General features: G+C 46.3%; 9 protein-coding genes. 7 read left to right on the top strand and 2 right to left on the bottom strand.

Features of this window, described 5'->3' with window-relative positions; all coding sequences use genetic code 11:
• Positions 1-61 precede the first annotated feature (61 nt).
• Entirely contained in the window at positions 62-424 is a 363-nt protein-coding gene (locus GK108_RS18170) for a hypothetical protein (protein ID WP_163951668.1), read from the bottom strand.
• Positions 425-503: 79 nt separating this feature from the next.
• Entirely contained in the window at positions 504-2,741 is a 2,238-nt protein-coding gene (locus GK108_RS18165) for a T9SS type A sorting domain-containing protein (RefSeq protein WP_163951666.1), read from the bottom strand.
• A 139-nt stretch (positions 2,742-2,880) separates the two neighbouring features.
• On the opposite strand from GK108_RS18165, the gene GK108_RS18160 reads away from it, so the two are divergent.
• From GK108_RS18160 to GK108_RS18130, 7 genes are all read left to right on the top strand, one after another.
• Positions 2,881-4,185, top strand: a complete 1,305-nt coding sequence (locus GK108_RS18160) for a UDP-N-acetylmuramoyl-tripeptide--D-alanyl-D-alanine ligase (RefSeq protein WP_163951664.1) — start codon at positions 2,881-2,883, stop codon at positions 4,183-4,185.
• A gap of 65 nt (positions 4,186-4,250) precedes the next feature.
• Positions 4,251-4,895 (top strand): GDSL-type esterase/lipase family protein, encoded by a 645-nt coding sequence (locus GK108_RS18155; protein WP_163951662.1) that lies wholly within the window; start codon positions 4,251-4,253, stop codon positions 4,893-4,895.
• A 58-nt stretch (positions 4,896-4,953) separates the two neighbouring features.
• Complete coding sequence (locus GK108_RS18150) at positions 4,954-6,813, top strand: outer membrane protein assembly factor BamB family protein (RefSeq protein ID WP_163951659.1); 1,860 nt, start codon at positions 4,954-4,956, stop codon at positions 6,811-6,813.
• 138 nt (positions 6,814-6,951) lie between these two features.
• Positions 6,952-7,680: a LytR/AlgR family response regulator transcription factor gene (locus GK108_RS18145; protein ID WP_163951657.1), complete on the top strand. Its 729-nt coding sequence runs from the start codon at positions 6,952-6,954 to the stop codon at positions 7,678-7,680.
• A gap of 27 nt (positions 7,681-7,707) precedes the next feature.
• Positions 7,708-8,961 (top strand): hypothetical protein, encoded by a 1,254-nt coding sequence (locus GK108_RS18140; protein ID WP_163951655.1) that lies wholly within the window; start codon positions 7,708-7,710, stop codon positions 8,959-8,961.
• Positions 8,962-8,973: 12 nt separating this feature from the next.
• Entirely contained in the window at positions 8,974-9,750 is a 777-nt protein-coding gene (locus tag GK108_RS18135; RefSeq protein ID WP_163951653.1) for a sensor histidine kinase, read from the top strand.
• Positions 9,751-10,053: 303 nt separating this feature from the next.
• Positions 10,054-12,996: a hypothetical protein gene (locus tag GK108_RS18130; RefSeq protein WP_163951651.1), complete on the top strand. Its 2,943-nt coding sequence runs from the start codon at positions 10,054-10,056 to the stop codon at positions 12,994-12,996.
• Positions 12,997-13,444 lie beyond the last annotated feature (448 nt).

Genomic DNA, 13,444 nt, shown 5'->3' with positions numbered 1-13,444 from the left:
CTTTCAGCAGACAGGCGCTTTCCTTTCGGCTCGTTTCTGTCTGCTGAAACAGTCTATATTTTTAATATCGCTCGTTGCCTTCTTCCTCTTCTTCAGCCAACTCCGCGATTTCATTGTCCAGTTCGTCGTCGGAAATATCCTCCAGTAAATCGTCTGGCATCTCATCCATATCCTCGGCATTCGACACCTCATCGGTTGCATGCTGCGCCGTAATGGTATCAGTATAAAGCAACGTATCAGAGGCTTCTTCGTCGCCCGGATTCCAAATATCGGGGTCATTGTTTACGCCTAGCCCGGCGTAGACAACAGCGTCTTTTTCTACATCATTGTCAGGCACGTTTGTATTCTGGGGCGACATTCCTCCCAGTGGCCCGCCTGAGTTCTGATCGACTCGTTGCTGATCGGAGTTATTTGTATTTTCCATACTGGTTCAGTGGTTAGCTTCCTGTCATAAATAAATCAATCACTACATACCTAACCAGTTCTGGAAAAAAGAGTTTTCACTACTTCCACACAACGATCTTCTGTGTTTGAACTGGTCGATTTTCCCCCGACAACCGTAACAGATACGTACCGTCTGCCAGCCCTCCCAGATCGAGGGTCGTTTCATCGCTGGCTTTCACATCCTGCGCTGGCAACATCGCCTGACCCGTCAACGACAATACCTCTAAACGGCCGGCAAAGGGCGGGCGAACGGTCAGGAACCGATCCGTCGGATTTGGGTAAGCCCACGGGCCGGTTTTTTCTTCTGGCAGATTCGTAACAACTATTTTCTGAGACGTATTTTTCAGATAACGAACCCCGCCAGCCACGCTTCCCAGCATCAGATCGGGCAGTTGATCGCCGTCCAGATCGCCCGTTGCCGCAATCAGCCCCTTGCCCGGAAACCCCAGCGAAGGCAGTGAATCGAGTAAGATCAGCGGCTGATCCAGTTTATCCGGAAATTGATAAATCCGGATACGGCCGTTGTTCGAAGCCGCTATTAGTTCATTCTTCTGATCACCGTTGAGATCAACAATCACCAGCGACCTCGCCCGATCGTAGTATGAATTATCGCTATTGAATCCGCCAAAGTTCTGATTCTGCAGCTGTAATACAGGATTCGTGGCCGTTCCGGTATTCCGGTAATATTGAATCGTGCCGTCACTTTTACCGATCAATACGTCCGTTTTCCCATCCCGATCTATATCGAAAAGCGTTGGGCGTTCGCCGGGAATCATTTGCCCGCCTGGGTTTGGCCACAGAATAGCCCCGGAAGCAGTATACTGAACAGCAGTCCCTTTGGGCGCCGTATTCAGGAAGACTCGTATTTCCGCACTACGTCCTGTGCCGGTCAGCACAAGATCAAGACTTCCGTTACCATCAACATCCGTAAAAGCCGGAACTACATCACTCAATCCCAGACTTTGCGTTAAACCCAGGTAATCAGTTGTAATCAGCACAAACGCCGGATTCTGTGCCGTGCCTTTGTTCTCAAAATGCCACAGACCCGCCCGATACGTTGTTCCTGTACGAACACCACTGTAGCCAATCAACAAATCAAGATCACCATCACCATCCAGATCGGCCATAGCGGGAGCTGCGCTTTCGCCCAGATCAAGCATGTTATCCTGAAGAAAATCTTTCTGAACCAATTGAAAATTGGGTTTCTGATTCGTCCCCGTATTTCGATAAAACCAGCTCGACGCCCGAAAATCGTAGCCATAGTTTTCGTTAAAATCAGAAAATGTCGATGCCAGTAAGTCTTTAACACCGTCGCCGTCGGCATCTTCCCAGAACGTAGCTGCATAGGCGGGAAACTTTACTGGATTCTGAGCCGGATAGAGGCTATCAAAAGCCGTAAAATTCGCGTTTTCGTCGTTCGTTCCCGAGTTATACAAGGCGGCAATATTGTCGCAGGATACGAAGCCAAATAATATGTCTTTTTTGCCGTCACCATTCGCATCCAGAATAGCCATTGTGTTCCCAGCGTGTTTAGGCCTTGCCCCAGGGGTGCCGGGTTTAGACATTCCCATCGTACCATCGCATTGAATACCAAAGGTGAAGTCATTGCAGTATTCTTTGATAAAATGCCCCCAAATCTGACAGTTGGTCCGCTGAAAATCCAGACCATCTTTCTTACCGGTACGTTCTACACTCATATTCTGATGGTAGTCGATCAAATTACCAGTCGGATCAAAGGATAGAATGTCCACATCGCCATCGTCGTCATAATCAAGGATGGCGGGTAAATCGGTAGAGCCAGCATACAAAATCTGCCTACCCGCAAAACCAACCGTCATAACCGGATCAGCGGCTATCTGAAACGATACGTTCCCGTTTTGCAGTACGTTACGATACGCCCTGATATTTCCTCCACCTAGGGTGAACAAATCCTTCCGACCATCACCATCGAAATCGACCATGATAAGCCAACTGGAAATTTCAGGAAACAACCGCTCATACTCAGGCGCATGTTGCCAGGCGATTCCACTGCCCGCCGGATTATCGATTGCCAGAAACGTAGTGACTTTATTGGTTGTTCGGTCAAACACCACCAGATCGTCGCGTATATCATTGTTGAGCCGTACCGTTGCGTATTGGGTTGCATTCAATCCACCAGCCCAAGGATTGAGCAGAGCACGTCCATTTACAGTAACCGTTGGCCGCAAATCGTATTGAAAACCGAAGGCAGATGGTGCCGACTGAGCATAATTGATCAGCGGAATCATCAAAAAACAAAGCGTAAACAGCTTTTTCATCTAATTTTGGGCAATATCTCTGTAAAACGATAGGCTTGTCGACCTCACTAGACGTAGTATTAACCTAGTAAACCGGGTTTGACATACCAACCGAATTCACAGAGAACAACGAACTGCGACTACTTTTACGTCTACCAGTATGCTGTCAACGGCAGAACTTTATTCGAAATTTCAGGAATGCACCGGCATCTCAACCGATACGCGCCGGATTACAGCCGATTGTTTATTTGTTGCGCTCAAAGGGGCTAATTTCGACGGGAACCAGTTTGCGGAACAGGCCCTGGCTTCAGGAGCACGCTACGTTCTGGTCGATGATCCGGCGCTGGCAAACCGCGAGGGCTGCTTACTCGTTCCCGATAGCCTTACAGCCTTACAGGATTTGGCACGTTTTCACCGTCAGAACTTATCTATTCCTATTGTTGGTCTTACCGGATCGAACGGAAAAACCACTACCAAAGAGCTTATTGCGGGGGTATTAGCCAAGAATTACCGTACCTATGCTACGGTCGGTAATCTTAATAACCATATTGGTGTGCCCCTGACGGTGCTGTCGATCAATGAGCAGTACGAAATGGCGGTGGTTGAGATGGGGGCTAATCATCAGAAAGAAATTGAGCTACTTTGCTCGATTGCGCAACCAACCCACGGCCTGATTACCAACGTAGGGAAAGCGCATCTGGAAGGTTTCGGTGGCATTGAAGGGGTGCGCAAAGGCAAAGGTGAGCTATATGATTACCTGGCCAGAAACGGACGTACTGTTTTTATTAACTCCCGCGACACTACGTTAACGGCCATGTATCGCGAACGCCTGAAAGCGATCCGCTCCGAAACAACCTTTGCCGAAGCCATTTTTTATCCCGGCGAACCCATCGATTTAATTCAGGAATCGCCCGTCGTCATCTTCCGTACTGAATCAGGACAAGACGTAACAACCCATCTTCCAGGTCGGTATAACTTCGACAATATGCTGGCGGCACTGGCCATTGGACAGTACTTTGGTGTATCGCCAGAAGATGCGAATCGGGCGGTTGCAGATTACAATCCAACCAACAATCGCTCGCAGGTCATCTATAAAGGGTCAAATACTATTCTGCTGGACGCCTATAACGCAAACCCAAGTTCTATGGCAGCCGCTGTCCGGCAGTTTGCCGCCATGGCCGCTAAACGCAAGGTCGTTATTCTGGGCGATATGTATGAACTTGGTCAGGAAAGCGAAGCCGAACACGCGGCTCTGGGCAAATTAGTTGCCGAAAGCCAGTTCGACGTAGTGATTCTGGCCGGAAAAGATATGAAATTCGCCCTCGATTCACTGCCTAAAGCGTACTACATACCAGATAAGTTTTCACTCCATAACTGGCTTATGGATCACCCTATGACCGATACGCATATTCTGGTGAAAGGATCACGAGGTATGGGTTTAGAATCAGTAGTTCCATTTCTGTAAGTAAGGTCGTCTGGAAAGAAGCTTTATTAATCGTATTCACGTAGTAAAACGAGCTACAATTTATTATGACGAAAATCGGTTTGTTGGCTATTCTTTTATTCTCATTCATATGGGTCCAACCTCATCGGTTTGACAACGAAATAGCCGCTTTCGAAACGCAGGATAAGCAAACTCCTCCACCTACCAATCCAATCCTGTTTACAGGTAGTTCATCAATCCGGCTCTGGCCTGATCTACAACATTACTTTCCAGATAAAGTGGTGCTAAACCGGGGGTTTGGCGGATCGGAATTAAGCGATGTCCGTCACTTTGCCGACCGGGTTATTATTCGTTATAAACCCAAACAGGTTGTGGTATATGCCGGGGAAAACGATATCGCTTCGGGTAAGCTAACTGCTCAGCAAACCTATGCCAACTTCGTTGATCTGTTTCAATACGTCCGGCAGAAATTACCCAATGTGCCATTCGTATACATTGCCATTAAACTAAGTCCATCGCGTCGGCAATACTGGGCTGTTGTCAACGAAACCAATCAGTTAATTAGTGACTATATAGCCCGTCAGAAGAACGCGGCCTTTGTTGATATACGGCCATCTATGCTCGGCTCCGATAATCAGCCATTGCCCTCGCTCTTCAAAGCCGATAGCCTGCACATGACCGATGCGGGCTACCAACGGTGGGCTCCGGTTCTGAAGCCTTATCTCAAGTAACAGGCCGTAGCCATCCGCCAGCACGGCTATACGTAACGTAGCCTTTTGATTCTCAACAATGAAAAACCTGGTACCCTTTCTGCTACTGTGTATTTTCAGCAGTATCTGCTTAGCCCAGCCAATACGTTTTGCGTTTGTCACAGATACGCACGTTGGGGCTCCCGAAACAGCTGCCGAAGACCTGCAGCGGACGGTCAACGACATTAATACGTTACCCAATATCGATTTTGTGGTTTTCACGGGCGATGTCACTGACTATGGAGCCGACCATGAGTTTGCCGAAGCGAAACGTATTCTTGATGGCTTACACAAAAAGTGGTACATCTTTCCCGGAAATCATGACACAAAGTGGTCAGAAAATGGCTGTAACAGCTTCAAAAAAGTATTTGGAGCCGAGCACTTCGCCTTCAATTTTGGTAAATATCGATTTATTGGTTGCGGCAGTGGTCCGAACATGCGAATGTCGCCGGGGCTGGTCAGTCGGGAAGACATTCTCTGGCTACGTTCAGAAGTCAGTAAGCTCGAAAAATCGAATCAGCCGGTGATTTTTATGAATCATTATCCGCTCGACAATTCGCTGTCGAACTGGTATTTGGTTATCGATGAAATCAAAAAAACGAACGTTCAGGCGGCTCTCTGCGGTCATGGCCATGCTAATCTGAAACTGGATTTCGAAGGAATTCCCGGAACAATGGGTCGCTCAAACCTTCGGGCAAACGAAGCAGTTGGTGGTTATAACATCGTTACAATTCAGAACGATGAAATGTCGTTTGCGGTACGTACACCTACTGTGGGTAACAAGGCTGGTCAAACAGCTCCCCCCTGGCGTACCATAGCGTTGCAGAATCACAAGTTTAGTCAGGATAAGACACAGTACTCTCGGCCTTCCTATCAGATTAATGAAACCTACAAGCAGGTTTCCCGGACCTGGGAAAAGCAAGACGACAGCGACATTGGCGGGGGCATTATAGCCGACAAAAAAATGGGCTTCTACCCCAATACCAAAGGGCAACTGGTAGCATTGGATTTGAAAGATGGCTCCGCAAAATGGCGTTTTACCACGAATGGCAAAGTCTATTCGACACCTGTGTTGGATAAGAAGCGAATCGTTGTTGCCTCAACGGATGGCACCATCTATTGCCTCAATAAAAACACGGGCCTTCCAATCTGGAAAGTAGCCACCGGCAAACCAATAGTAGCCTGTCCAATTATTGATGGAAACACGATTTATATCGGGAGTTCGGAAGGCAAGTTCCGGGCATTATCAGTAAAAGATGGTTCTGAAAAATGGGCATTCAACGACGTAAAAGGATTTGTGGAGTCTGTACCCATCGTCGATAAATCAACCGTTTATTTTGGTTCGTGGGGTTCTACTTTTTACGCGTTGAACAAAAAAACCGGGCAGCCAACCTGGACCTGGACGAACAATAAAAGCCGCAATTTTTCACCGGCAGCCTGTACACCAGTGCTTACCAACGGACGAATCTTTCTGCAAACTCCCGACCGCACCGTTACGGCACTCAATGCAAAAAACGGTCAGGAAATCTGGAAGTCCAATCAGCACAAAGGTTTTGAAGCGAGCGGGCTTTCAGAAGATGGTTCGTTGTTCTACGTAAAATGCATGAGTGATACGGTATGGGCCTTTTCCACACAGGCCAACGTAGCGCAGCCAGCCTGGTTTGTCGATTGCAAATACGGCGCAGAAATAAGCCCTTCTCCCATTGTCGAACGTAACGGCACCGTCTTTGTACCCACCGACGAGGGCGTTTTGTATGCTATTGATCGAAAAACAAAGCAAATCAGTTGGGCCCACAAATTGTCAAATGCTATGATCAATCGGCTTTTTCCTCTCAGCAAACAAGAGGTGTTAATCACAACTATGGATGGCAAAATAGCCTTGCTACGTTATACTCCCTAACGTAATGCTACGTATCAGTTTATGCTACCTGCTCAGGAGAAATGACTGATTTAGATGTATACACTCTTTGATATTAAGAAACGAAGTTTCACCTTTGATATTTTAAGAAGATTATCCGTCTAAATCGTCCCACCTACTATGAACGTTTTAACGTACTTACTCATTGATGATGATCCATTTTTTGTAGAGAGTTTGGTTAACCAATTAAAGCCCTTCTCCTTTTTGGTATCGGTTGGCCATTGTAAAAACTATGGTGAAGCTTTAGAGGCTGTGCGTTCGAAACAGATCGATTTTATTTTATTAGATGTTAATCTGGAAAGCTCTGATGGGCTTAGCGGATTTGATTTTCTTCGACATCAGACTCAGCTTCCGCCAGTTATTATTGTTAGTAATACACCCGACTACGCTGTTGAAAGTTATAGCATTGGCAAAGCCAAAGATTTTCTAGTCAAACCCATCGATACCAGTCGACTAATGCTGGCTATAAATCGGGCGCTGAACACCAATATTGAGACGAGCCAACTAGTAGACAATAAAAGTATTTTTCTAAAAATGGGACGTCGATTTCAGCGCTTCATCATCGACGACATAGATTATTTTGAAGGCTACGGAATCTATACCAAAGTAATATACAAGGGAACCACCCACGTCATCAATGATACGTTAACCAATCTGGAATCGATGCTGGATGTAAAGCGATTCATGCGTATACATAAATCGTATATTATTAATCTCAATAAATTAATCGGCTTCGATCATAACAAACTGCATTTGCAGAATGCAAATCTCCCGATAGGAATCTCCTATAAGTCGAAGTTAGCGCCATTATTAAGGTTGTTCGATAACGACACGCTGGCTTCAGAATAGAGTTTTTTTTACTTCTTTACTAACTCCATGACCAAGTATTTACTTTGCTTTCTGCTACTGGCAGGGCAGATTGGTATTGCCATCGCTCAACCGGCAAAACCCTCATCTGATATACAAAAACTACGCTCCGAATTAACGAAAGCGCATGATGATACAACACGACTAAAGGCTTATACGAATTTGGGCATATATTACTTGAATGTAATAGCCGATAGTTCATTATACTACGCCTTACAAGGGAAAAAAATAGCTGATAAGTACCCTAATTATACGGAGACACCTCGCTTATGGAATTTATTGGCTAATGCATACGTACGAGTAGCCCCTTCGTTGACTCATAGATCCGGCACTTCACAGGTAGAATATTATTACAGGAAAAGCATGGAAAGTGCTCAGAGGCAGAACAATCCCGATATACTTTATAAAGCCTGGTATAACCTGTGTGTTTATTATGCGGATGCAGATAGTACGTATCAGTTTTCGACATCAGCGTTAAAACTTCTAAAATCACTAAAAGCGAAACGGTCTCTTACCTCCGTTGATTCGATCATTGTAACCAGAATCTATCATAACTTTTGTATGATCCTGGACTTTGATATGAGTTCCCAGCAATTTCAAAAATACTTTACCGCCTATAAAACATTTGTTAAAGCAGGCAGTAAAGAATACGCTAATTTTCGCGTGTTGCAATTTGAACAACGGGCCAGGAGCGGAAAAAAAGCAGACGAAGATGCGATTCAGAACGAGTACGTAGCACTGAAAAAAGAATTAGCTGCTCATGAGTTCCGAAAGTTAGAAATCGATATCTATCTGGCCGAGTATTACTTCACCATAAAAGACTATAAAAAGGCTTTTGATATAAGCACGAAGGCCAAAACGTATGTTAAAAATTTGGAACTCAATACGTTGACATTGAGCGGGTTAAGGCATATGATGCGGGGAAAAAGTGCCTATATGCTTGCTCAAAATAAACTGGCCATTTCGGAGTTAAAACAGGCCCTTTCCTATATGGCGCAGGCTCAAAATTCGATGGGGTATGAAAAGTACACATGCCTACTCTATCTACAGCAGGCTCATAAGAAGGAAGGTAATTACGAACTGGCTTATTCGTATCTGACTCAGGCGACCGAATTACATACACTATTACATAATATTCAGGTAAACACCCTGATGGCAGAAGCCGATATGCAGGTTGAGGAGATCAAGCAAGACCAAAAATTGTATAAAGCACAGGCAACTGCTTTATTGAAAGAACAGGAAGCCAAACTAGCCGGACGCTAGAAGAGAGTGTTAATGGTTCTATTTATAGGGGCGTTGTTAGGGGCAGCGTGGGCCGTGAATAACTATCAAAAAAAGAAAAAACTAAGCGAAATTCTCACCCAGCAAAATACCATTATCAGCCAGCAGGCCGTGTCGTTGCAGGAATCGAATCAACTGAAAGATAAGATATTCTCGCTTTTGAGTCATGATTTACGAGCGCCCTTAAATCGTCTGATTTCCAGTTCAAACCAGACCGCCGAAAACATACATTTTTTTGTTCAGTCTGAACTGAAAAGTTTGCAGGATATTCTGAATAATGTGCTCTACTGGGCAAGTATGCAGCTCAAAGGTGCCACTCCGGTTTATACGTCAGTACCCATAAAGCCGTTAACGGATAGCCTGCTGGAAGAGTATAGATATATGATTGAGGAAAAAGACCTCACATTTCTGAACACAATCGATAAAACCTGTATAGTAAATACCGACGAAAATTACCTGAAAATCATCTTGCGAAATCTGATCAGTAACGCCATTAAGTTTACGCCTGAAAAAGGGTTTATCCATTTGGAATGTAAGCTAGAAGATAATACGGCCAGCATTACAGTGAGAGATACAGGTTCTGGTATAGGTCCTCAGGAAATAGAACGATTATTTCAGTTTCCGGTATCTCGTCCGGGCACCCGAAAAGAACAAGGGCTGGGTTTAGGGCTGGGCCTGTCTCTTGATATTGCAAAAAAAATCAGTGGCGACATTCGCATACAAAGCCAGCCAGGAAAAGGAACGCAGGTAACCGTTTTGATACCGGCTTAATCCAGGCAGGTCGATCCTTACAAAAATCAGGCCATTGAAATAAGTACACAGTATTCATATAACTAGCGTACTTATTTACGTATAACCATAAACATAAATACCTTTTTTAGTTTAACAAACATGTCAACATGCACACAAGTGTAATTAGTGCATATTGACATGTCAGATAGGGGTATACGAAAGCTTTTCCATGAATTGACCCTACCAAAACTACCACTGACACCAACTATCCTGATCTATACATCACATCGGAATTGAATTTGTCGATTTACAAGGTGATTTCATTCATCAAATCACCCTTTTATGGAGACAAATTGTTCTACTTTACGTAAAGAGGAACTCATTTTCCGGGTAAGGCCATTGACTACTCTTATACTATTACTTGGCTGTTGCCTGAGCGCGTACAGCCAGGTAATAAAAACATATAGAGTCTCTGATGTCGATCCGCAATGTGCATTCTATACAAATAATGGCTATCCTACAGAAGGAGGCCATTTAGATATTACGTCAGTAACCACCTACACAGCTTTCCCAAGAAATGCAGGATATGCCTTGAAGGTGGTAGGCACAACCGGGACTTTTAAAGAGTACGCCAACGGAACAGCAACCCTGGATGTGGTGTATAACCTGGCGGATAAAACAACAGGAGCATTGAGTGCTGAGAACTGGACAATGCATATTGATTTAGTTGGTAGAACAACCACTGCCCCTCCTCATTTTCCGATGGGAGGAGCTTGTGGCAATGCAGCAGGAACTGGGTTTGTTTACTACAATGTTAGTCAAGGCACCGTCACGAGCAATATTGCTGGGCATGGGCCTTATATCGTACAAAATAAAGACCAGTCATCATTGGCCCCGACTGATCCTCCTGGCAGTCAATACACGGCTTATTTCCAAATGGGAAATGGTGCATCCTTACGCCATCCAACCGCTTTCGGTCTTGGGGGCTGGTGGGACGTAATTCGTGTTAATAATCCGGATGGAGCTTATCCATTTGGGGTAGGAGACAGTTACTTAGAATTAGAAGAAATACCGTCCTGTACCAACCCGACAGTTTCAATAAATAATACGAATCCGTCAATTTGCCCTGGAGGCAACTCAACATTATCAGTCTCGGGTTGTACAGGAGGCACGGTAGCCTGGAACGATGGTGCTACTGGCGTTACTCGTGTTGTTAGTCCATCGATAACCACTACGTATTCAGCTACGTGTACGATAGGAGATTGTAACGGTTCTGCCTCAACAAGCGTCACGGTCAGCCCCGCACCTGCCCCGACCGTCAACAGTCCAAGCATCTGTGCTGGACAATCAGCGGTGTTAACTGTCTCCAACTGTTCAGGCACGGTCAACTGGGGAGGTGGCATCACCGGTGCCACTCGCACCGTTAACCCGACAACGACCACGACCTATTCCGCTACGTGTACGGTAGGTGCCTGCTCAGGATCGACCATCAGCACGGTGACCGTAACCCCTGCACCTGCCCCGACCGTCAACAGTCCAAGCATCTGTGCCGGACAATCAGCGGTGTTAACCGTCTCTAACTGTTCAGGCACCGTTGTCTGGAACGACGGCTCGACCGGATTAACCAAAACCGTCAATCCCACCACGACCACGACCTATTCCGCTACGTGTACGGTGGGTGCCTGCTCAGGATCAACCACCAGCACGGTAACGGTGAACCCATTACCGACCCTAAGCCTGGCAGCCAGTGCCACCAACGTAACGGTAGGCACACCCGTGAGTCTGTCAGCCAATGGCTGTTCAGGCAACGTAGCGTGGAGCAGTGGCCAGACCGGCAGTGTCATCACCGTCACCCCGATGAATGCTACCCAGACTTACAGCGCCACCTGCACCACACCAGCGGGCTGTAGTGCTACGGCGGCTATCACCGTCACCACTCAGCCAGCGGCTAGCTTAGTGGTGACCTCGGCCACCATCTGTGCTGGGCAATCAGCAACGCTGGTAGCCAGTGGCTGTACGGGTAACGTCACCTGGAACACGGGGGCAACGGGCGCTACCTTAGTTACCCCAACGCTCACCAGCACCACGTCCTACACAGCCACCTGTACTACGGGAACCGGCTCAACCACCACAGCGGTGGGTACCGTAACGGTCAGCCCATTACCGACCCTAAGCCTGGCAGCCAGTGCCACCAACGTAACGGTAGGCACGCCCGTGAGTCTGACAGCCAATGGCTGTTCGGGCAACCTAGCGTGGAGCAGTGGCCAGACCGGCAGTGTCATCACCGTCACCCCGATGAATGCTACCCAGACTTACTCGGCCACCTGTACCACACCAGCCGGATGTAGCGCTACGGCGGCTATCACCGTCACCACTCAGCCTGCGGCTACTTGTGTTTTATCTGTAACAGTAACGCCAGGTAGTTGTGTGAGTGCAACCAATACGTATTCTGTTACGGCTACGATTCAATTGGCTAATGGTCCTACTGGTATATTGACCATCAGTACAGGAGCATTCAGCCAGACTATTGCCACAACAAGTAGTGCCACTACGTATACGGCCGTTCTGAATGGGCTTCACTCCGATGGTGTAACTCATTCTGTTCTCATTAGCCTGGCAGGTTGTACATCCGTTACCAGCACCTATACAGCACCTGCCAGTTGCACAATAACTACGTGCCCACCGCCTGTGCATGTGTGTAAGGGAAGCGGCTATGTTTATCAGCTGAATACGACGCCCGATTTGGGAACCTATCAATGGTATCGCAATGGTATTGCAATATCCGGAGCCACCAGCAGTACGTATAATGCGACTCAGGCCGGTAGTTACTCCGTTGTTGTTAATGGGAACGTAGCGGGAACCTGCCCTGATAATTCATGCTGTCCGGCTATCATTGTCGAGGACTCTATCCCTGATTATCAGGCGCAAACACAAACAGCAACCTGCCAGCCTCAAAGTAATAGTGTTAACAGCGATGGGCGTATCCTGATTACGAATTGGACAGCTAATTCATCCGATACAACCACGTACTATTATGAGATAAACTTAGGAGCTACCTATGATGCATCTCAGCGAATAGCGGGCGGCAGCACAATTCGGGTGCCATCGAACGGTGTTTTGGTCACTAACATACCAAACCCAGTCTCGGTAACGGGTCAAGCCTATACTATTCGAATCAGTAGTAGTGCGGGATGCTTTAAGGATAAATTAGTTATTCTTCCCCAAACAACCTGTAGTTGTCCACCTGCCCAATGCCTTCCATTCGTAATTCGGCGAATCCGATAGTACCCAGCCATCCTCATCGCCAGTACTGGCGATGAGGATATAAAAACAGTTAACTATAGAAGCTACCCCTTGCTGGTAGCGGAAAATAGTATACTACGACATTGGGCATTTTTGTCAGAATAGCTGTGTTTTATGCAGCTATTCTGACAAAAATGCCCAGTTTTTTTTACGCCATAAAATTCAATCGATCATTGCAATCCAGTATCGCGATTCTATGGATTTATCACTTCTGACACTATAGGACCCGATAAATATGTGATGCATTTATCGGGTCCTATAGTGTAGATATATACTTGGTGCGTTGATGTACCCTTATAATAAACATCTGCCTTCTTATTCCAACAGCCAGATCAGCGCAGGCTGTTGACCACAAATACATGTCAAAAATAGCACACAAAAGTTTTTTGGCGAATTGACTTAATCAGCATTGAAGTTCATTCACTTACTC

Origin of the sequence: Spirosoma terrae, assembly GCF_010435915.1 — a bacterium.
Classification (GTDB): Bacteria; Bacteroidota; Bacteroidia; order Cytophagales; family Spirosomataceae; genus Spirosoma; species Spirosoma terrae.
This window is presented reverse-complemented; position numbering and strand designations above follow the sequence as displayed.

What these genes read in the sequence shown, in the direction of transcription:
- GK108_RS18130 (WP_163951651.1), top strand. Translation starts at nt 10,054, where the DNA reads ATGGAGACAAATTGTTCTACTTTACGTAAAGAGGAACTCATTTTCCGG.
- GK108_RS18155 (WP_163951662.1), top strand. Translation starts at nt 4,251, where the DNA reads ATGACGAAAATCGGTTTGTTGGCTATTCTTTTATTCTCATTCATATGG.
- GK108_RS18135 (WP_163951653.1), top strand. Translation starts at nt 8,974, where the DNA reads ATGGTTCTATTTATAGGGGCGTTGTTAGGGGCAGCGTGGGCCGTGAAT.
- GK108_RS18150 (WP_163951659.1), top strand. Translation starts at nt 4,954, where the DNA reads ATGAAAAACCTGGTACCCTTTCTGCTACTGTGTATTTTCAGCAGTATC.
- GK108_RS18140 (WP_163951655.1), top strand. Translation starts at nt 7,708, where the DNA reads ATGACCAAGTATTTACTTTGCTTTCTGCTACTGGCAGGGCAGATTGGT.
- GK108_RS18165 (WP_163951666.1), bottom strand. Translation starts at nt 2,741, where the DNA reads ATGAAAAAGCTGTTTACGCTTTGTTTTTTGATGATTCCGCTGATCAAT.
- GK108_RS18170 (WP_163951668.1), bottom strand. Translation starts at nt 424, where the DNA reads ATGGAAAATACAAATAACTCCGATCAGCAACGAGTCGATCAGAACTCA.
- GK108_RS18160 (WP_163951664.1), top strand. Translation starts at nt 2,881, where the DNA reads ATGCTGTCAACGGCAGAACTTTATTCGAAATTTCAGGAATGCACCGGC.
- GK108_RS18145 (WP_163951657.1), top strand. Translation starts at nt 6,952, where the DNA reads ATGAACGTTTTAACGTACTTACTCATTGATGATGATCCATTTTTTGTA.